This window comes from Clostridium lentum, from assembly GCF_014287815.1.
Classification (GTDB): domain Bacteria; phylum Bacillota; class Clostridia; order Clostridiales; family Clostridiaceae; genus Clostridium; species Clostridium lentum.
Window position 1 is genome coordinate 20,317 of the sequence record NZ_JACOOQ010000012.1, and the last position, 21,231, is coordinate 41,547.

Consider the following 21,231-nt stretch of genomic DNA (forward strand, 5'->3'; position numbering starts at 1 on the left):
ATAAATATTTTAACATATATTATAATATAATCACTATAGAGGCGTTGAGTAAAGTTTTAATTTAATTAATAATAACCTTAGTGTCATCATCAATAGTATCATAAATCCATTTGGCATCTTCTGTATTTAAGCGTATACATCCATGGGAAGAAGGAGTTCCTAGAGTATAATCAAGAATTTGATTTTGATTTTCATCATAAGGTAAAGAATGAAACAAATAATCGCCTAGAAATTGCACCCAGTACTTACCACCTTGACCATAATCTTTAGAATAAAACCATTCACCACGATTAGTTACAGTAAAAATCCCCATAGGAGTATCTTCGCCAGCAATTCCTGTTGAACAAATATATTTATTTACTAGTGACCAATTATTAGTATAGCCATTGTAGATAGAAACAGTTTGATTATTAATATCTACATGAATTAAATATGGTGTATTGCTGGAGATATTTAAAGTGTTAATATTGGTAGAATTTATGGTAGTTGAAATTAAATTAGTGGCTGCTTCATCATCTGAGTATGTTATTGCAGCAAGATAATCAGTACGTTTATCATCAATTTCAGATATTTTGATGTTAATTTTTTCATCATCAGCTGGCAATATTGAAGTATCATAGTTTGATAATAAATCTATAGCTTTGGAAAAGTATTCATTATCAGATAACTTTTCTGCTTCAGCAATGAGATTATTTCTATATTTATTCCTACACTTTTCAAGCATATTTTCAGCCTTGGCATGATAATATTCTTCACTTGTAGGTATTTTTTTTAATAGTTTTATGGCATAAGAAAAATTATTATTATCAAAAGCTTCATTAGCTAGTTCTAAAATAGAATTATAGCCATGAGAAGTTGATGGGCAATAATTTTCATCTAGAACAAGGATTAGTTTATCTAAAGATGAATTTAAAATATTATAAGAATTTATTTCGTTAAGGTAAACTAATGCTTGATACTTTGTAATAGAGTTAATTTTTAGATCTTTACAAAGAGTATCTATCACTGAAGTAAAGTATTTATTTAAGTCAGAGCTTTGGGAATTTTTCTTCAGAACATTGATAATTTTATTATCTGATAAAATTTCTTTGGCTGTTTTAAAATTACCAGAACTAAATTCAGTATAGAAATTATTCATAATATTAGAGTACGAAACATTTATATAGTAATTAAAAACAATTAATAGCATAGCTAAAATTATAAAATAAGTAAAAAATTTAAAAATATTAAATTTTTTAAAGTTTAACTTTTTAAACAAGGTTATCCCTCCTTAGTATATTCATATAATAATGTTTGACAAAAGAGTGAAATTATAAACATTAGATAAGTTTTTTATTTTACTAAAATATCATAAAGAAATTGTAACTGATTGAAAAATATGGTAATATTAAAATAATCAATAAAATATCTTGGGGGATGTAAGTAAATGGAGGATAATAATAGAAAGTTATCAAGTGATGAAAGTAGTTTGATGTCGATAAATGAACTATTGAAGAATAATGATCAATATTTATTAAATATCATTCATGATTTGAGAAGCCATTTAAATGTTATAACATCAGCTGCCCAGTTTATGGAACATAACTATAAAGATGATAAGAACCTTAAATGTATTGAGATAATAAAGAGAAATAGCTTTAAAATGTTAAAGTTAATAAATAATTTAATAGATTCTAACAAAATAAAAAATAATTACTATAAATTAAATAAGAAGAATATTGATATTGTTCCGATGATAGAAAATACTATAAGTTGTATAGAGAAATTTGCTTCGGAGAGAAATATAAACCTTATATTTGACACAAATGAAGAAGAATGTATTATGGCAATAGATCCAGAAGCAATAGATAGGGTTATAATGAATTTATTATCTAATGCAATAAAGTTTTCTAATGAAAATTCAAATATTTATATTAATTTAGTTGTAAAAGATAAAGAAATTGAATTATCTTTTAAAGATGAAGGCTGTGGTATTTCTAAAGAAGAAAAGGAAAGAATTTTTGATAGATTTTATCAAGGGAAAAATAATGACAATATAGAAGGGAGCGGAATTGGTTTAAATTTATGTATGCTTTTTGTTAAAGCTCATGATGGAAAGATATTTTTATAAAGTGAAATAAATAAGGGTTCTATATTTACGGTAATTTTACCAAGAAAGATAGAAGATCATATTGAAACAGTAAAAGAAGAAGGTAATTTAATTAATAAAAATCAAGCGGTAGAAATAGAATTTTCTGACACATATAAGTTTTAAAATATATTTTTATGTTGATATATTAATTAGTTTATGTTAATATTAATACTGTTAAGGAGCGTTAGTTAAACGGATATAACACGCCGCTACGGACGGCGCATTAAGGGTTCGATTCCTTTACGCTCTGCCAAACACCGATTTTTATAAATCGGTGTTTTTTTCTTTATTATATTTTTTTTGACAATGGTTAAATTAATAATATAAGTTTATATAAGGCGGTAATTATATGGCATTGTTGATAAATCAATTAGACGAACATAATGAAAGTGGTATTATTTATTTAATTAAAAATAAAATAGAGGAAGTATTGTTTTTATACGATACTGAACAGATAGATTTGATGAAAAGTATAAGGGAATATTATTCATCAAATTTTTCCGATATAAAATTATATGAAGAAATAGTTACTGAAGGTAATATAGATGGCTTGAGGAATATACTTAAAAAATATAAACAAGATGATATGGTTATTAACCTTACTGGTGGAAAGCGAATAAATTCATTAATATTATTGAGTTTATGTAAAGAAAGTAAAATTAAATGTTTTTATACAGATATAAGAAAAAAATTTATCTACAGTTTTAATGAACAGTTATTAAAGGTCAATGAAGAAATAGAAGATTTAAATTTACTATCAATAATAAAAGGTTTTGGTGGAAATATAGTAGATGATTCCTATGAATTATGTTTAAAGGATGATTTAATATATTTTTCAAAGCAAATTTATAATAATTTAGATTTGTGGAATAAACATAAACAAAAATTATATGATAAGTCAATTTTTCTACATGAAGAAAATAATCCTGAAATTATTAATATAGATTATAGTAGAATTGAAGATGAAGAGAGGAATCTTCTTGATTTAATACTTAATAAGATGAAGGAAATGAATGAAATAGCCTTTAGCAAGAATAATGATAAAGTAAAGGTGCGTTTTTTAAATAACTATATTAAGGGATTTATCTTTAAAAGTGGAACATGGTTAGAGATAGCTACTAATAATTTACTTAAGAATATTAAAGAAATAGATGAATGTAGGAATGGCGTTATTTTTTTATGGAATAATGGTAGAAAAACAGTAAGAAATGAATTGGATATAATAGCAGTAAAGGATTCAGTACCTATATGTATATCTTGTAAAGATAGTGATAAGTACAATGAAATGGCTTTAAATGAATTAAATGTTTATGCCAGTAAGATAGGCGGGGAAAATGCTTATAAGATTCTTGTTGCTACAAAAGAGCCAATAAAAGAACCAGTAAAGATGAGAGCAAAGGAAATGGGAATACACCTTGTTATATTTGATGGCAATGAAAAAAAATTTATCAACACAATAAAGAATATAATTAAAAATTGATAATTTAAAGGAGCAGATACTAAAAAGTACTGCTCCTAATTTTATAGTTAAACAGTGAATGTTTCTTTGTATTCACTTAGTTAAGTTGATTATTAATTAGTAGAAGGACATTTAACCCCAATTTTTTCTCCCATTTGTACCGCTGTTTCAAAGCCTAGGGAAGATTGTATAATGATATCTTCATCTATGTCTACAGTATTGGGTTTAAAGAAGAGAATAGTTGTTGATCCACCAAATTTAAAGTATCCTTTTTCATCACCTTTTGATACTTTTTTATTAGGACAGTAGCTTTGAATTATTGATCCAACGCATGTAGCACCAACCTCTACATGAATTATATCTCCAAAGTTTTCTGATTTAAAAATAGACCATTCTCTTTTATTTTGGCAGTAAAGTTTAGCAACTCTTTCTAAAGCTGTAGGATTTACAGAATAATAATTACCCTTTATAAAGTGATTTTCTAAAGGAACTCCATTATCAATAAAGTGAAAACGGTGATAATCAGTTGGACATAATCTCAAGACTAAACATGTTCCACCTTCATATTCTTTTGCTAGAGCATTATCTTCTAATAATTCAGCCAGGCTATAATGAATATTTTTTACTTGTACTAAGTTTTCCATAGATATATTAGTATAAGCTAGTAATCTTCCATCACCGGGAGAAATAAGTGTATTTGAATTTTTATCAAAAGGTCGTGCTTCTGGAAGTAGCTTTCTTATGAAGAAATCATTAAAACTTTTATAAGTATTTATACTATCAGCACATTTACTCATATCTATAGAAAATGAGTTGATAAATGATTTAATTTTTCTTTTACTAAATTTCGTATTACAATAAAAGCCATAAATTTTTGAAAAAAGCTTTCTTTTTATAAAGAGTTCTAATAAGCTTTTGCCTAAAGGAGATTCATATGTCCATTTAATATATTTTTCTCCAGCCACCTTTTCAATGTCATATTTTCCTGTTTTTCTGTTGTAAATTCGTATCATCACTTAATACCTCAATAAAAGATTTTTAGTATGTATATTATTCATATTATCACATTTTCATAAAAATATGATAAATAAAAAAGTGGCAAAAGCCACTTTAATAATAAAATATATAAATTATAAGCTGAATTTTTCTAAGAATTCATCATATGACATAGATCTATCGAATATTGAACCATTGTCATCAATTCTTATTATTCTATTAGCTATAGTTTGAACGAATTGGTGGTCATGAGAAGCAAATAAAATATTGCTGTTATAATCCTTTAATCCGTTATTTACAGCTGTGATTGATTCAAGGTCTAAGTGGTTAGTAGGACCATCTAAAACTAAGACATTAGCATTAGTAAGCATCATTTTAGAAAGCATACATCTAACCTTTTCTCCTCCTGATAATACGTTAGCTTGTTTTAAAGCTTCTTCTCCAGAGAATAACATTCTACCTAAGAATCCTCTTATATAACTTTCAGATTTTTCTTCAGAATATTGTCTTAACCAGTCAACTAGGTTTAAGTTACAATCATTGAAGTATTCAGAGTTATCCATTGGGAAGTAAGCAGATGTTATTGTAATTCCCCATTTGTATGAACCTGCATCTGGTTCCATTTCGCCATTGATTATTTTAAATAAAGTAGTTATGGCAATTTCGTTACCAACGAAAGCTATCTTGTCTTCTTTATTAACTCTGAAGCTTACATTATCTAATACTTTAACACCATCGATAGTCTTGCTTAATCCTTCAACTGTTAAGATATCATTTCCAACTTCTCTTTCAGGTTTAAATCCAACGAATGGATATCTTCTGCTTGATGGTTGAATATCATCTAAAGTGATTTTATCTAATAATTTCTTACGAGATGTGGCTTGCTTAGATTTAGAAGCATTAGCACTGAATCTAGCAATGAAGTCTTGTAATTCTTTAATTTTTTCTTCTTTTTTCTTGTTTTGATCTTTAGCCATTTGAGCAGCTAATTGGCTTGATTCATACCAGAAGTCGTAGTTACCAACATATAATTTTATTTTTCCAAAGTCAACATCAGCCATGTGAGTACAAACTTCATTTAAGAAGTGTCTATCATGTGATACTACTATAACTGTACCTTCAAAGTCACCTAAGAAGTTTTGAAGCCATCTAATTGATTTAATATCTAAGTGGTTAGTAGGTTCGTCTAGGATTAATATTCCAGGATTTCCAAATAAAGCTTGAGCAAGTAATACTTTTACCTTTTCTGCTCCTGTAAGTTCTGCAATTTTTTTATAGTGCATATCAGTTCCGATACCTAAACCTTGTAAAAGTGATGATGCTTCAGATTCAGCTTCCCATCCGTTTAACTCAGCAAATTCACCTTCAAGTTCAGATGCTTTAATACCATCTTCATCTGTGAAATCTGGCTTAGCATATAAAGCATCTTTTTCTTTCATTATGTCATATAATCTTTTATTACCCATTATAACAGTTTCTAAAACTTCGAAATCATCATATTGGTAATGATCTTGTTTTAAGACTGACATTCTAGTATTTGGAGCAATTACAACTTCACCAGTGTTTGGTTCAACTTCTCCAGCTAATATTTTTAAAAATGTACTCTTACCAGCACCATTGGCACCTATAACACCATAACAGTTACCAGGAGTAAATTTTATATTTACATCTTCAAATAATTTACGAGAACCATATCTTAAACTAACGTTTAATACATTTATCACTAAATCTACCTCATTTCATTTATTATTCTTTCGATATTATAACATAAATTAATATTAAATAAATGAAAATATGCAATATTAGGATAGTAAATTAGTGAGAAAACTGTAAAAAAACATTGCTATATTACATAGCAAAATACTGAAATAAAGTGACTTAAGCTTCCTAATATAATAAATATGTGAAAAATTTCATGAAATTCAAATTTACCGATTTTTAATTTAGCAGGCTTTGCACCATAGATTATTCCACCAATTGTATATAGTACGCCACCAAGTACTAGCCAAAATATGCTCATAACAGGAAGATTAGCACATAGCGGTTTTAGCATAAAAATTGAGGCCCAGCCCATTCCTATATACATAGAAGTTTGTAACCATCTTGGACAATTAAACCAACAAAGCTTAAATACTATACCAATTATTGCAATAGTAAACATAATTAAAAGCATAGGCAATCCAATTGAATTTCTTAAAGAAATTAAACAAAATGGAGCATAAGATCCAGCAATTAAAACGAAAATCATTGAATGATCTAATTTTTGGAAAAAATTAATAACTTTTTCACTAGACATTATTCCATGATATGTTCCAGAAACTGTATAAAGTAATATTAAACAGATACCGAATATTGTAACAGAAATTATAGAAGTAAAGTTTGGATCAGTTAATACAACTTTTGATAGCATAGCGATTAATGCAATAAAAGATAGTATTGCTCCAGCTAAATGAGTAATAGAATTTATAGGTTCTCTAAGTTTATTTATCATCAAAAGCACCTCACAATCAATATAGTTTTTTAAACTACTTATTATTATATTAATATTATGAGATGTATATAGATATATGTCAAAAGTCATTAATCTCGAAATTTTGGGATATTTTATTGAAAAATAAGATTAACATTGAAATTTTAATAAAATACTATTAATATTAAATTATATTAACTGTATGATATAGTTTTAGAAACTATATGGAGGTATTATGGAAGTTAAAGATATTTTTAATGAAATGAATTTTGATAATAGAATTGAACTGGAAGAAATGCCAGAGCTTGATTTATATATGGATCAAGTTATACAACTTTTTGAAAATAAACTTTCTTCGTTAAAGAGGAATGATGAAGAAAAGATATTAACTAAAACAATGATTAATAATTATGCTAAGGGTAAACTATTATTACCTATTAAAAATAAAAAATATACTAAAGAACATCTTATTATGATGGCTTTTATTTATAATTTAAAAGGTGCATTATCTATAAATGATATTAAGATTAGCCTTGATGAAGTTATAGCAAATTATAGTGAAGAAAAATCTAATGATTTAAGAGAGTTATATAATGACTACTTATATGAAAGTAAAGAGGATGAAGAAATTTTTAAAAGTAGTATTAAAGAAAAAATAGAAGAATTGGATAATAGAGTTTGTACATCAGAGAATTTATCAAATGATTATAAAAAGAATTTTCTTCTTTTATGTTCATTAGTAAATATGAGTAATATGTATAGAAGAGCCAGTGAAAAATTAATAGATGAGTTTTTTACAAAAAATAATGAATAAAAGGAGAAAGAGAAATGAAGAGTTCTGTGGAGCTTAAAAATGAACTTTTTAAGATTGATAGTAAAGGGTATAAGGCATATAAAGTATTAGAAGGAAAATATGATTTTAAAAAATATGTTTTATCCATAGATCATGTTCAGGGAGATCCATTTGCTTCACCATCAAGAGTAAGGATTATTATTGATAATAAAATTGCTCAAATTCCTGAAGAGTTATTTGATAATAAGAATAAGGAAGTTGCTGTATGTGATTTTTTAACTAGATTATTTAGCAAAAATATCAAAAATCAGAGTGAGAAAATATTTGGTTCTGGAAAAAGTGGTTTAATTGAAATAAGTAGATGTCCACAAGAAATATTAGAAAGAACAGCAATTATAAGAAATAAAAATTTTTTTGAAGCAAGATTTTATGTAGGATTTCCAGCTAGAGGAAGAAGCGTGTTAGCAAGAGAGTTAGAAAAGATAATATTTAATATAATTCCTAACATAGTGGAAAATACATTTATTTATAAAAATATTAATAAATTAAATTTAATTAATAGAGTTAAATTAATAGAAGATCAGTTTTATATAAGAAAAAATCTTAAGGAAAAAGGGTTGGTAGCTTTTGTGGCCAATGAATCAATATTACCTAGAGAAAGTGGTGTTTCTGCAAGGCCATTAAGAAATGGTAAGAAATTTATTTCACCACAAGTTTTAGAAGTGGAATTTGATACGCCAAATAGAGGGAAGATAAAAGGGATGGGAATACCAAAAGGAATAACTCTTATTATAGGAGGGGGATACCATGGAAAATCAACTTTATTAAGGGCATTAGAATTAGGTATATATAATCATATAGAAGGTGATGGCAGAGAGTTTGTAATTACAGATGAAAGTGCATTGAAAGTAAGAGCTGAAGATGGTAGGGCAATAACATCAACGGATATTTCTTTATTTATTAATAATTTGCCTAATGGAAAAGATACCATTAAATTTAATACGGAAAATGCCAGTGGAAGTACTTCTCAAGCCGCTAATATTATTGAAGCAATAGAAAGTAAGTCTAAAGTTCTTTTAATAGATGAAGATACATCAGCTACTAACTTTATGATTAGAGATGATATAATGCAGCAGCTGGTGGTTAAGGAAAAGGAGCCAATAACTCCATTCATAGATGTGGCAAAAAGTTTATATAAACAATTAGGAATTTCAACTATTTTGGTAGCAGGAAGTTGTGGTGATTTCTTTGATATAGCAGATTTAGTGATACAGATGGATAGTTATGAACCATATGAAGTGACAGCTAAGGCAAAAGAATTAAGCAGAGGAAAAGTAAGCTTAAGAGATGATTTAGATATAAGTATTGATTTTGGAAGAGTTTTAGATAAGGGCTCTATTTCTGAAGGACCTAAAGGTATTAAGATTAAAACCTTAGGAAAAGATGGGTTATCTATTAATAAAGAGAATATTGATTTAAAGTCAGTGGAGCAAATTGTTGATGGTGAACAAATAAATACTATTGGTATGGCAATTAAATTTATAGAAGATAAATATTCTGGCAAAGATTTAACCATTGAAAAAATAGCAGATGAAATAGAAAAGGATATTACTAAAAATTTAATAGGTATAGATAACATAAAAGGTGGAAATGGAAGTTTGGCTATGCCGAGAAAACAAGAAATACTTTGTGCAATAAACAGACTTAGAACTTTAAAAATTAAAAAATAATTTTTAAAGATAAACTTATATAATTATAAATTAAGAATGATGAGTTATGAATTTTAATTCACCTCATTAATTCTTAATTTTTTATTTATATGTAAATTTATAGAAAAATTAATAAAAAATGTAGAATAAATTTTTAAAGTATGGTAATATTAGTTATATAAAGAAATAATGGCCTGTTGGTCAAGCGGTGAAGACGGCACCCTCTCACGGTGCAATCAGGGGTTCGATTCCCCTACGGGTCACCACATAAAAAAAGCAGTACGGAGATACTGCTTTTTTTATTAAAATAGTAAATTTGCTATTAATACTATCACTGGTAGTGTAACTAAAGTTCTTTCCAAAAATATTAGTATTAAGTCTTTTAAATTTACAGGTATTTTTGACCCTAGTAAAAGTCCACCTACTTCAGACATATATACAAGTTGTGTTACTGATACACAAGCAACTATAAATTTTGTCATTTCATTAGTTATTGTATTAGCAGCTAAAACAGATGGTAATAACATATCTGCAAAGCCAACAATTAATGTTTGAGATGCAGCTGTAGCTTCAGGAACCTGAAGAAGTTTTAAAATAGGTATAAAAGGTGTACCTAATACCTGGAATATAGTTGTATACTCAGCTATTATTAAAGCAAGTGTAGCAAGACACATAACCACAGGTAAAACTCCAAGCCACATATCTAATACATTCTTAAATCCTTCGGTAAAGAATTTTTTTATATCATAAGCGTTAACAGCTTTTTCTAATGCATTTTTATATCCCCATGAAAAAGAGTTATATCCTTCAGGAATTACCTCTAAATTTTCCTTAATATTGTCATTATAATACGTATCACTTTTTCTTGATAAAGGTGGTATTCTTGGAACAATTATAGCAGCAACAATTCCAGCAAAAGAAACTGTTAAATAAAATGGAATAAACATATGAGAAAGTCCAACTTGACTTATAACTATTAAACTAAATGTAATTGATACAGCAGAAAAAGTAGTACTTATTGTAGCAGCTTCTCTTTTTGTATAAAATCCATCTTCGTATTGCTTACTAGTAAGCAATATTCCAAGTGTACCGTCACCAAGCCATGAAGTGATACAATCAATTGATGAACGTCCAGGTAATTTGAATATTGGTCTCATAACTTTTGTTAATAATGCACCAAAGAATTCTAAAAGTCCAAAATTTAAAAGTAATGGTAATAGTAAACCTGCAAATAAGAAAATAGAAAATAAAACTGTTAATAGATCGTTTAACACAAAGGCACCAGTTGAATCTCCAATAATAAATTCAGAACCTATACCAAAAAGAGTTAATAAACTAAATATTGCACCAAATATTCTTGCTAAAAGCCATAAAGGTCCAACATTAAATAATGTTTTTAAAAAGCTATTTTCTAAAATGAATTTTGGCTTGAATATTTTAGTAATTATACTAATTACAGCAGAAATTACTAAAATAAAAGTTATTATATAAATTAATGATGAACCTAAAAAGTTTACTAAAGCATTTGAAAAAATAGCTACTGGAATAGTTATTTGGTCATTATACTTAATAGGAATCATAAAAAGAATTATTCCTAATAAAGAAGGTAGTATAAATTTTAAATTGTTTTTTATATTAGAATTTGAATTATATTTTATATTTGAACCTTCCATTTCTTCCTCCTTTACATATATTAAAAATTTATAAATATACACTAGTATTCATTCTATATGCAAAAATATTAAAAATCAAGAGTGAATATGTGCAAAAAAGTTAAATATTTAATTATAGTTTGGATAAATTTAAGGATAAATATAGCTTTGTAATTAAAAATATAGAAAAATAGAATAAAAGTAATTATAATTAAATAAAAAATACTTTATTATTTTATTTCGATAGAACATAAACATAAAAGGATAAGAAAAACTATGTAGGAGCTGGGATAGTGGATTATAGACAAAATATTAAAAACCATAAGAGGATAGTAGTCAAAGTAGGGACTTCAACATTAACATATAGCAATGGCAATATAAATTTATCAAGAATAGAAAATTTAACTAGAGTATTATCAGATTTAATGAATAGCGGTAAAGAAGTAGTTCTTGTTACTTCAGGAGCTGTTGGCGTAGGGGTAAATAAGCTTAAACTTAAAGAAAGACCAAAAACAATAAAGGAAAAACAGGCAGCTGCAGCTGTTGGTCAAAGTGAGCTTATGCATATATATAGTAAGTTGTTCGGGGAATATAGCCATATAGTAGGGCAAGTATTGTTGACAAGAGATGTAGTTGAAGATGACCATGTAAGAAAAAATGTTGTTAATACTTTTGAGACATTAATTGAAAATAAAATAATTCCAATAGTAAATGAAAATGATACAGTAGCTATAGATGAAATTGAAAATATAGTTAGGTTTGGTGATAATGATAATTTATCAGCAATTGTTGCAGGATTAGTATCAGCAGATTTATTAATAATATTATCAGATATAGATGGATTCTATGATTCTGATCCAAGAAAAAATCCAGATTCAAAGATGATTAAGGAAGTAATTGAAATTACTAGAGAATTAGAAGAATGTGCTGGAGGAGCAGGAACAAGTTTTGGAACAGGAGGAATGGCCACAAAATTAACAGCTGCTAAAACAGCTACAAATTTTGGGGTTGATATGATATTAGCTAATGGAGATGATCCAAAAATTCTTTTTGATATAGTTAATGGAGAGGAAATAGGAACGTTATTTATTAAAAAGTAGGGGAGGTAAATATGAGTAGTTTAATTAGTTTAGGGAAGAAAGCTAAAGAAGCAAGTTATATTTTAGGTAATCTTTCTTCTAAAGATAAAAATGATGCATTATATGCTATGGCAGATTTTCTTATTGAAAATTCTAAAGTAATAATTGAAGCCAATAAGAAGGATCTAGAAACATCAAGAATAAAAGGAACTAGTGAAAGTATGCTTGATAGATTGGCTTTAAATGAAGCAAGAATTGAAGGTATGGCTAATGGTCTTAGACAGGTAGCGGCACTTGAAGATCCTGTAGGCGAAGTTTTAGGAATGTGGACTAGACCCAACGGATTACAAATAGGTAAGAAGAGAGTTCCTATGGGTGTTATAGGAATTATATATGAGGCAAGACCAAATGTTACTAGTGATGCAGCTGGACTTTGCTTTAAATCAGGAAATGCTGTGATTTTAAGAGGTGGAAGTGAAGCAATAAATTCTAATAAAGCTATTGCAGAAGCGTTAAGAGAAGGATTAAAGTCTGTAGGATTAGTGGAAGATGCAGTACAATTAGTAGAAGATACATCTAGAGAAGTTGCCACAGAAATGATGAAACTAAATGATTATATAGATGTATTAATACCTAGAGGTGGATCAGGTCTTATAAAAGCTGTAGTTAATAATGCAACAGTACCTGTTATTGAAACTGGAACAGGAAATTGCCATATATATGTAGATGAAGATTGTGATTTTGAAATGGCAAAAAATATTATAATTAATGCTAAAACTTCAAGACCATCAGTATGTAATGCAGCAGAAAAGTTATTAATTAATGAAAAGATAGCAGGAAAGTTTATGCCAATTATCTTTGAAGCATTAAGGGAAAATGGTGTTGAAATAAGAGGCGATGAATCACTAAAAGCCTTAGATGATAGTGTTATTTTAGCATCTGAAGAAGAGTGGTATAATGAATATTTAGATTATACTATTGGTGTAAAAATAATTAAAGATATAGATGAAGCTATTAATCATATAAATAAATTTGGTTCAGGGCATTCAGAAGCTATAGTTACTAAGAGTTATGAAGCCTCTCAAATATTCCTTCAAAAAGTTAATGCAGCAGCTGTATATGTTAATGCATCAACAAGATTTACTGATGGAGAGGAATTTGGATTTGGAGCAGAAATAGGAATAAGCACCCAAAAGCTTCATGCAAGAGGGCCAATGGGACTTAAAGAACTTACAACTATTAAGTATATTATTTTTGGTAATGGACAAATAAGATAATAAGAAATAGGCATTTTTTATATGCCTATTTCTTATTTTGATATATTTCAAAAATTTTTAAAGTTTATTAATTCTTAAAGTGAAAAAAATCCTAGTGTTATTAAGTTAGGGGGATAAATAACTCTAGGTTAGGAGTAATAATAAATTTTAACTACTTTATAATATTATAATAACTTATTAATATGTCAATTTAGTGTCATATTAATAAATAAATTAAAAAAATTAACATTAGGAGAAATTTTATGGAATTTAAGATTTGTAAATTTAATGAGCTTACAGTTATGGAGATGTATGAAATAGCTAGATCAAGGTTTGAAGTATTTGCAATGGAACAAAAAATAATTCAAGAACCTGAATTAGATGGAATAGATAATGAATGTTATCAGGTTTTCTATATGGATAATAATAGAGTTGTAGCATATTGTAGAATAGTGCCTGCAGGAGTTGCCTATAATAATATATCTTTAGGAAGAGTATTAGTGCTAAATGATTATAGAAGGAAAGGCTTAGCACTAATAATGATAAAAGAGGCTCTTAAATTTATAAAAGAAGAGTTGCAGGAAGATACTGTAGTATTATCAGGTCAAGTTTATGCAAAAGGATTATATGAAAGTGTTGGATTTAAGATAATATCAGATGTATATGATGAAGTTGGTATCCCTCATGTGAAAATGAAAATTGAATTATAGTGGGCTTAGTATTGACTAAACTCTTTTTTCTATATAAATATACAAGAAAAATTTACAAGCAATAAAAAATAAGTACAAAAGTAAAAAAGATATCATACTATGGTACAAAGAAAAAAGAGGTGAGAATAAGTGGTTTATTTAATCGCATTTTGTTTGTTTTTAATATTAACTATATTAACTATATTTGGTATATATGAATACTATGAAAGAAAATATATAGTAAATTTAAAAGAGCTTCCAAAGTCTTATGATGTAATTATTGTGCTTGGTGCTGGTATAAGGCCTGATGGTACTCCTTGTGATATATTAAAAGATAGGTTATTTACAGCTGCAAAGGTATATAATGAATGTATATGTAGGAAAGTTCTTTTAACCGGTGAACATAAAGATGAAGATTATAGTGAGATATTTTCTATGAAGAACTGGATAATGCAATATAATATTCCAGAAAAAGATATAATTCTTGATGGATATGGATATTGTACTTACGATAGCATTTTTAGGGCAAAATATAAATTAAAAATTAATAAAGCTATAATAGCAACTAATAGATATCATTTGCCAAGAGCAATTTATATTGCTAGGAAGATTGGGATTGAAGCATATGGTATTGCTTCAGACTTAAGGCAATATGATAGAATGAAAAAATATATAAAAAGAGAAAAATTAGCACAAATTAAAGATTTCTTTTTAGTTAACTTTTCACTGAATAAGGGAAAATAGTTGCAGGGGGAGTAAATATTGAGTAATTACGTATTAATAACTGGTGGAAGTGATGGCATTGGTTTAGAGCTAGCAAAATTATTTTAAAAACTAACAAAATTTAAAATAAAATTTGAATATTTAATCTTGACAATAAGTGGAAAAAAATATAGAATAGTATAAAAGAATAATAAAAATAGTTAAAAAGTACACTTTAAATTGGTTCAGAGAGGCCAGAAAGGAGTATGTAGGTATGTTATACGCAAAACACTATAACTATAGTTACATCGTTGAATTATTAAATAAGTTTTCTAACCACGGTTTTAAATATTTAAAGGATAATAAGGAGATAATTTTACATTAAATTATCTCTCTATTATCCTTTTCTTTTTAAGGATTTTTGTAAGTGAGAAACAAGCAAAAGGCATTTAAGATTGAGAAGTTTATAGGTGTATTTTAAAAAAAGTTTATACATAAAGCTAAAGGGAGGACTAAATAATGAAAGCAAGGCTTATACTTGAAAATGGAATGATTTTTGAAGGCAATGCATTTGGGTATTTAAAAGAAAGTGTTGGAGAAGTTGTATTTACTACAGGAATGACAGGATATCAAGAAATTCTAACAGATCCGTCATACTATGGTCAGATTGTAATAATGACATATCCTCTTATAGGAAACTACGGAATAAACTTAGAAGATTCAGAATCTAATATGCCAAAGGTAAAAGGATTTGTTGTAAGAGAAAACTGTCATTTTCCAAATAATTTTAGATGTGAGATGCAATTAGATGATTATTTAAAACAAAATAAGATAATAGGTCTAGAGGGAATAGATACAAGGGCTTTAACAAAAATATTAAGAAATAATGGAACTATGAAAGGTATTATTTCTTTAGAAAGTGAATCATTAGATGCAGTGAAAGAAAAAATGGAAGGCTTTTCAAATAAAGAAGCAGTTAAAATAGTAACTACTAAAAAGCAATATACCATTGAAGGTTCAGGCAAACATGTAGCGATAATTGATTTTGGTATAAAGGAAAATATAATAAGAAACTTTAAAAAGAGAGGCTGTAAAATCACAGTATTCCCAATGAATATAACTGCAGAGGAAGTTTTAGCAGTAAATCCTGATTTAATATTTTTATCAAATGGTCCTGGAGATCCAGAAGATTTAACAGAAGTAATAGAAAACATTAAGAAGTTAGTAGGGGTAAAACCAATAGTAGGTATTTGTCTAGGACATCAATTATTAGCATTAACACTTGGTGGACATACTACTAAATTAAAATTCGGACATAGAGGATGCAACCATCCAGTTAAAGATTTAGAAAGAAATATGGTTCATATTACATCACAAAATCATGGATATGTGGTAAATGAATTACCAGAAGATGTGGTAGCAACACATATAAATATAAATGATGGAACAATAGAAGGTATGAAACATACTAAATTACCAATATATTCAGTTCAATTCCATCCAGAGGCAGCAGCAGGGCCAGAGGATAGCGAATATATTTTTGACAGATTTATGGAATATGCACTTTAGGAGGGTTTTAAGATGCCATTAAATAGAAGTATTAAAAAAGTTTTAGTTATAGGATCAGGTCCAATTATTATAGGCCAAGCAGCAGAGTTTGATTATTCAGGAACTCAGGCATGTCAAGCATTAAAAGAAGAAGGTATAGAAGTTGTTTTAGTAAACTCTAACCCAGCTACTATAATGACAGACAAGGAAGTTGCAGACAAAATTTATATAGAGCCATTAACATTAGAGTTTGTGGAAAAAGTAATTGCCAAAGAAAGACCAGATAGCTTACTTGCAGGAATGGGTGGACAAACAGGGTTAAATCTTGCTGTAGACTTACATGATGCAGGAATATTAGATAAATATAATGTAAAAGTAATAGGAACATCCATAGAATCTATAAAAGAAGGTGAAGACAGAGAACTATTCAGAAATATGATGAATAGAATTAATGAACCTGTTATCACTTCAGAAATAGTAACAGATATGGAAGTAGGAATAGCTTTTGCAAATAAGATAGGATATCCAGTTATAGTAAGACCAGCATATACTCTTGGAGGTACTGGTGGTGGTATAGCTGAAAATGAAGATGAATTAAAGGTTATCTTAGCTTCAGGTTTACAATTAAGTACAATAGGACAAGTTTTATTAGAAAAATCAGTTAAGGGATGGAAAGAAGTAGAATATGAAGTGATGAGAGATTCTTACGGAAACTGCATAACTGTATGTAACATGGAAAATATCGATCCAGTAGGTATTCATACAGGTGACAGTATAGTAGTGGCACCATCTCAAACTTTATCAGATAAAGAATATCAAATGCTTAGAACAGCAGCTATTAATATTATAAATGCTGTAGGAATAGAAGGTGGATGTAATGTACAGTTTGCCTTAAATCCAAATTCATTTGAATATGCAGTAATAGAAATTAATCCAAGAGTTTCAAGATCATCAGCACTAGCTTCCAAAGCAACAGGATATCCAATAGCAAAGTTAGCAGCTAAGATAGCTTTAGGTTATGGTTTAGATGAAATAAAAAATGCAGTAACGCAAAAGACTTATGCATGTTTTGAACCTACTTTAGATTATGTAGTGGTGAAGATTCCTAAATGGCCATTTGATAAATTCTTTACAGCAGATAGAGAGCTTGGAACAAAGATGATGGCAACTGGAGAAGTAATGGCTATTGGTGCTAACTTAGAAGCTGCTTTATTAAAAGGTATAAGAAGTTTAGAAATAGGAAAATACTCTTTAGACCATCCAAAGTTTAAGGAAATGAGCATTCAAGAATTAAAAGAAGCAGTAATGAAGCCAGATGATGAAAGATTATTTGCTTTAACAGAAATGATAAGAAGAGATTATAGAATAGAAAGTATTGCTAAGATAACAGGTATCGATATGTTCTTCTTAGAAAAATTCAAATGGATAGTTCAGGAAGAAACAAGATTAAAATTATCTTCTATAGATAAATTAGATAAGGAATGGCTATTAAAGCTTAAGAAAAAAGGATTTTCAGATAAAGCAATAGCAGATATGCTTAGAGTTACACCAGATGATATTTATAGATTAAGAAATATATGGAACATAAAGCCAGCATATAAAATGGTTGATACATGTGGTGGAGAATTTGAAGCATTATCACCTTACTATTATTCAACTTATGAACAATATGATGAAGTTGAAGTTTCAGATAAGAAGAAGGTAATTGTAATTGGTTCAGGACCAATAAGAATAGGTCAAGGCATTGAGTTTGATTATGCATCAGTACATTGTGTAATGGCTCTTAAGAAAATGGGCATTGAAACTATAATTGTAAATAACAATCCAGAAACAGTAAGTACAGACTTTAATATTTCAGATAAGTTATACTTTGAGCCATTAACTGAAGAAGATGTATTAAATATAATTGAAAAAGAAAATCCAGATGGAGTAATACTTCAATTTGGTGGGCAAACAGCCATAAAGTTAGCTAACTTCTTAAAGGAAAAGGGTATTAAGACTTTAGGAACTACAGCTGATCAAATTGATATGGCTGAAGATAGAGAGAAGTTTGAAGAATTACTTGAAAAGTTTGATATAGCAAGACCTAAGGGAAGAGGTGTATGGACTTTAGAAGAAGGTATTGAAGAGGCAAGAAGACTTGGATTCCCAGTACTTGTTAGACCTTCATATGTATTAGGTGGGCAAGGCATGGAAATAACTTATGATGAAGAAGAATTAATATATTACTTAAAAAATGCCTTTATAAAGGATAAGAAAAATCCAATTTTAATTGATAAATATTTAATGGGTAGAGAGATAGAAGTAGATGCTATATCTGATGGAGAAAATATCTTAATTCCAGGTATCATGGAACATTTAGAAAGAGCAGGAGTTCACTCAGGAGATTCTGTAACCATGTATCCAAGTCAAAATATCAGTGATAAGATTAAGGCGGATGTTTTAGATTATACTAAGAAGCTTGCTTTAGCAATTGGTATAAGAGGTATGATTAATATTCAGTTTATAGAGTTTGATGGGAAACTATATGTTATAGAAGTTAATCCAAGAGCTTCAAGAACAGTACCATATATAAGTAAGGTTAGTGGAGTGCCAATTGTTGATATAGCAACAAAGGTAATGCTAGGAGAAAAATTAGTTGATTTAGGATATGGAATAGATATATATCCAGAACCAGAACTAGTGTCAGTAAAAGTGCCAGTATTTTCAACTCAAAAACTTCCTAAGGTTGAAGTATCTTTAGGACCTGAAATGAAATCTACAGGAGAAGTTTTAGGTGTTGGTAGAAATGTTAAGGAAGCATTATATAAAGGTTTTGTAGCAGCTAATATGTATCCTTCTAATGAAAAAGGAAAAATACTAGCCACAATTAATAAGCATGATAAAGTTGAATTCTTACCAATAGCAAAGGAATTAGCAAAGGCAGGGTATAAATTTATTGCTACAGAAGGAACTTGCAAATTATTAAGAGAAGCTGGTATAGAAGTAGAACAAGTAAGAAAACTTAATGAAGAATCACCAAACATCCTTGATATAATTAAAAATAAAGAAGTAGATTTGGTAGTTAATACACCTACTAAAGGAAATGACTCTAAGAGAGATGGTTTCTTAATAAGAAGAGCAGCTGTTGAAAGAAATATAGGAGTAATTACGGCACTGGATACTTTAAGAGCTATAGCAGATGTAAAAGTTGAAGAAATTGAAAATAACAATTTAGAAGTTTTTAACATGGCAGAGTAGAAAAAAAGTGGGCATTAAAGCCCAAAAAAAGAATCAGTTCGCATTAGATTTAAGCGAACTGATTTTTTTTATAAACTTTATTTATATTAAACAAAAATTTGTTCAAAATTTAATCTGTGGATAATGTGGATAACATTTCACAAACTGTGGATAACTAAAGAGAAAAATACTTAAAGCATATATTTTTACTAATAAGATAATATAAGATATACTATATATATGTAAAGTAAAAATAATCTTTAATAGAGAAGATATAAATTGGAGTGAGATTATTATGGATAAAAAATATGAAGCTATAGGAGTGTTGGATTCTGGGCTTGGTGGTTTAAGTGTTTTAAGAGAAGCAATAAAAATAATGCCTAATGAGAATTTTATATATTATGGTGATTCAAAAAATGCTCCATATGGAGTAAAAAGTTCAGAGCAAGTAAAAAAGCTAACCTTTGATGTTGTAGAATATTTATTATGTAGAGGTGTTAAAGGTATAATGGTTGCATGTAATACAGCAACTAGTGCAGCTGTAGCAGAGCTTAGAATTAAGTATACAGATATTCCAATAGTAGGTATAGAACCAGCTTTGAAACCAGCAGCTAATAGTAGTAAAGAAGGCAAGATATTAGTTATGGCAACACCAATGACTTTAAAAGAAGTTAAATTTCATAAACTTTTAGATAGATATAGAGATATGAGAGAAATAGAGCCTGTACCATGTGGAGGTTTGATGGAATATGTGGAGCAGGGAATTTTAGAAGGTGAAGAACTTGATGCTTATTTAAGAGAAAAACTAGAGCCATTTATGGATACTAAAATAAGCTCTATAGTATTAGGATGCACACATTATCCATTTGTAAGAAGTGCCATAGCAAAAGTGGTAGGACAAGATATAGATATAATTGATGGAAGCTTAGGTACATCTAGAGAGTTGATGAGAAGATTAAAGGAAAGGGATTTATTAAATGATAGCATGGAAAAAGGAACTATCGAAATGATAAATTCATCTAATAAAAAAGAATTAATAGATTTATGTTGGAAGCTCATAGAAATGTAAAAGAATCGTTTTATTAATGATTCTTTTTTGTTTTTAAAAAAAGTTTGTTAAAAGCTTGACAAATAGATAGAAGAAGAATAAGATATAAGTATAGAAAGAATTTTCAGAAAATTTTAAAATATTGAGGGGATGTTACATATGAAAAAGAATGTCAAAGTAAGAGAAATATTAGGAAAAGAGTGTAATATAGAGGATGCAATATTATTAAGAGAAATAATAAGAAATAATTTAGAAGATGGAATCCAACTAGATTTTGAAGGGGTTAATAGAGTAGCAACAACTTTTCTTAACTGCTTATTAAATGATTTGATTACAAAGTATGGTAGAAAATATGTTTTTCAACAAGTTGATGTTAAAAATTTATCAAATGTTAGGGATTTTTCAAGAGTAGTGTTAGGAACTACCTTTTAATGAAGATAAAAATACATACAATAAGAAGGTATATAGAAGCATTTAGTA

17 protein-coding genes and 2 tRNA genes are annotated in these 21,231 nt (G+C 28.1%); 14 read left to right on the forward strand and 5 right to left on the reverse strand.

What is annotated here, in order from left to right:
* Positions 1-61: 61 nt before the first annotated feature.
* On the reverse strand, positions 62-1,258 hold the full coding sequence (locus tag H8R92_RS08055) for a L,D-transpeptidase (RefSeq protein ID WP_186835161.1): 1,197 nt from the start codon (positions 1,256-1,258) through the stop codon (positions 62-64).
* A gap of 168 nt (positions 1,259-1,426) precedes the next feature.
* Between H8R92_RS08055 and H8R92_RS08060 the strand changes: the two genes are divergently transcribed.
* From H8R92_RS08060 to H8R92_RS08070, 3 genes are all read left to right on the forward strand, one after another.
* Positions 1,427-2,110, forward strand: coding sequence for a sensor histidine kinase (locus H8R92_RS08060; protein WP_243166636.1), 684 nt, complete (start codon positions 1,427-1,429; stop codon positions 2,108-2,110).
* A 199-nt stretch (positions 2,111-2,309) separates the two neighbouring features.
* Positions 2,310-2,384, forward strand: a tRNA-Arg gene (locus H8R92_RS08065).
* Between the two features lie 96 nt (positions 2,385-2,480).
* Positions 2,481-3,611, forward strand: a complete 1,131-nt coding sequence (locus tag H8R92_RS08070) for a Card1-like endonuclease domain-containing protein (protein ID WP_186835162.1) — start codon at positions 2,481-2,483, stop codon at positions 3,609-3,611.
* Between the two features lie 92 nt (positions 3,612-3,703).
* Here the strand turns inward: H8R92_RS08070 and H8R92_RS08075 are convergent, their stop codons facing one another.
* From H8R92_RS08075 to trhA, 3 genes are all read right to left on the reverse strand, one after another.
* Positions 3,704-4,603: a phosphatidylserine decarboxylase gene (locus H8R92_RS08075; RefSeq protein ID WP_022211241.1), complete on the reverse strand. Its 900-nt coding sequence runs from the start codon at positions 4,601-4,603 to the stop codon at positions 3,704-3,706.
* A gap of 117 nt (positions 4,604-4,720) precedes the next feature.
* On the reverse strand, positions 4,721-6,310 hold the full coding sequence (locus tag H8R92_RS08080) for an ABC-F family ATP-binding cassette domain-containing protein (protein WP_022211242.1): 1,590 nt from the start codon (positions 6,308-6,310) through the stop codon (positions 4,721-4,723).
* A 119-nt stretch (positions 6,311-6,429) separates the two neighbouring features.
* A complete protein-coding gene (trhA, locus tag H8R92_RS08085; RefSeq protein WP_186835163.1) occupies positions 6,430-7,077 on the reverse strand; it encodes a PAQR family membrane homeostasis protein TrhA in 648 nt (215 codons plus the stop codon).
* 214 nt (positions 7,078-7,291) lie between these two features.
* On the opposite strand from trhA, the gene H8R92_RS08090 reads away from it, so the two are divergent.
* From H8R92_RS08090 to H8R92_RS08100, 3 genes are all read left to right on the forward strand, one after another.
* Positions 7,292-7,870, forward strand: a complete 579-nt coding sequence (locus H8R92_RS08090) for a DUF1836 domain-containing protein (protein ID WP_186835164.1) — start codon at positions 7,292-7,294, stop codon at positions 7,868-7,870.
* Between the two features lie 14 nt (positions 7,871-7,884).
* Positions 7,885-9,579 (forward strand): ABC-ATPase domain-containing protein, encoded by a 1,695-nt coding sequence (locus tag H8R92_RS08095; protein WP_186835165.1) that lies wholly within the window; start codon positions 7,885-7,887, stop codon positions 9,577-9,579.
* Between the two features lie 170 nt (positions 9,580-9,749).
* Positions 9,750-9,824: transfer RNA gene (locus tag H8R92_RS08100), tRNA-Glu, on the forward strand.
* Positions 9,825-9,860: 36 nt separating this feature from the next.
* Here H8R92_RS08100 and H8R92_RS08105 read toward each other — a convergent pair.
* On the reverse strand, positions 9,861-11,231 hold the full coding sequence (locus H8R92_RS08105) for a YjiH family protein (protein WP_022211246.1): 1,371 nt from the start codon (positions 11,229-11,231) through the stop codon (positions 9,861-9,863).
* Between the two features lie 272 nt (positions 11,232-11,503).
* On the opposite strand from H8R92_RS08105, the gene proB reads away from it, so the two are divergent.
* From proB to H8R92_RS08145, 8 genes are all read left to right on the forward strand, one after another.
* Positions 11,504-12,310 (forward strand): glutamate 5-kinase, encoded by an 807-nt coding sequence (gene proB, locus H8R92_RS08110; RefSeq protein ID WP_186835166.1) that lies wholly within the window; start codon positions 11,504-11,506, stop codon positions 12,308-12,310.
* A gap of 11 nt (positions 12,311-12,321) precedes the next feature.
* Entirely contained in the window at positions 12,322-13,566 is a 1,245-nt protein-coding gene (locus H8R92_RS08115) for a glutamate-5-semialdehyde dehydrogenase (RefSeq protein ID WP_186835167.1), read from the forward strand.
* 242 nt (positions 13,567-13,808) lie between these two features.
* The gene (locus H8R92_RS08120) at positions 13,809-14,255 is read left to right on the forward strand and encodes a GNAT family N-acetyltransferase (RefSeq protein ID WP_186835168.1); all 447 of its coding nucleotides are present in this window, start codon (positions 13,809-13,811) and stop codon (positions 14,253-14,255) included.
* A gap of 153 nt (positions 14,256-14,408) precedes the next feature.
* Positions 14,409-14,978 (forward strand): SanA/YdcF family protein, encoded by a 570-nt coding sequence (locus H8R92_RS08125; protein ID WP_207722818.1) that lies wholly within the window; start codon positions 14,409-14,411, stop codon positions 14,976-14,978.
* Between the two features lie 477 nt (positions 14,979-15,455).
* A complete protein-coding gene (gene carA, locus H8R92_RS08130; RefSeq protein WP_186835169.1) occupies positions 15,456-16,505 on the forward strand; it encodes a glutamine-hydrolyzing carbamoyl-phosphate synthase small subunit in 1,050 nt (349 codons plus the stop codon).
* A gap of 12 nt (positions 16,506-16,517) precedes the next feature.
* Entirely contained in the window at positions 16,518-19,724 is a 3,207-nt protein-coding gene (carB, locus tag H8R92_RS08135; protein ID WP_186835170.1) for a carbamoyl-phosphate synthase large subunit, read from the forward strand.
* A gap of 274 nt (positions 19,725-19,998) precedes the next feature.
* Positions 19,999-20,772, forward strand: a complete 774-nt coding sequence (gene murI / locus H8R92_RS08140) for a glutamate racemase (RefSeq protein ID WP_022211253.1) — start codon at positions 19,999-20,001, stop codon at positions 20,770-20,772.
* 138 nt (positions 20,773-20,910) lie between these two features.
* Positions 20,911-21,183: an STAS-like domain-containing protein gene (locus H8R92_RS08145; protein ID WP_022211254.1), complete on the forward strand. Its 273-nt coding sequence runs from the start codon at positions 20,911-20,913 to the stop codon at positions 21,181-21,183.
* Positions 21,184-21,231: the final 48 nt, after the last annotated feature.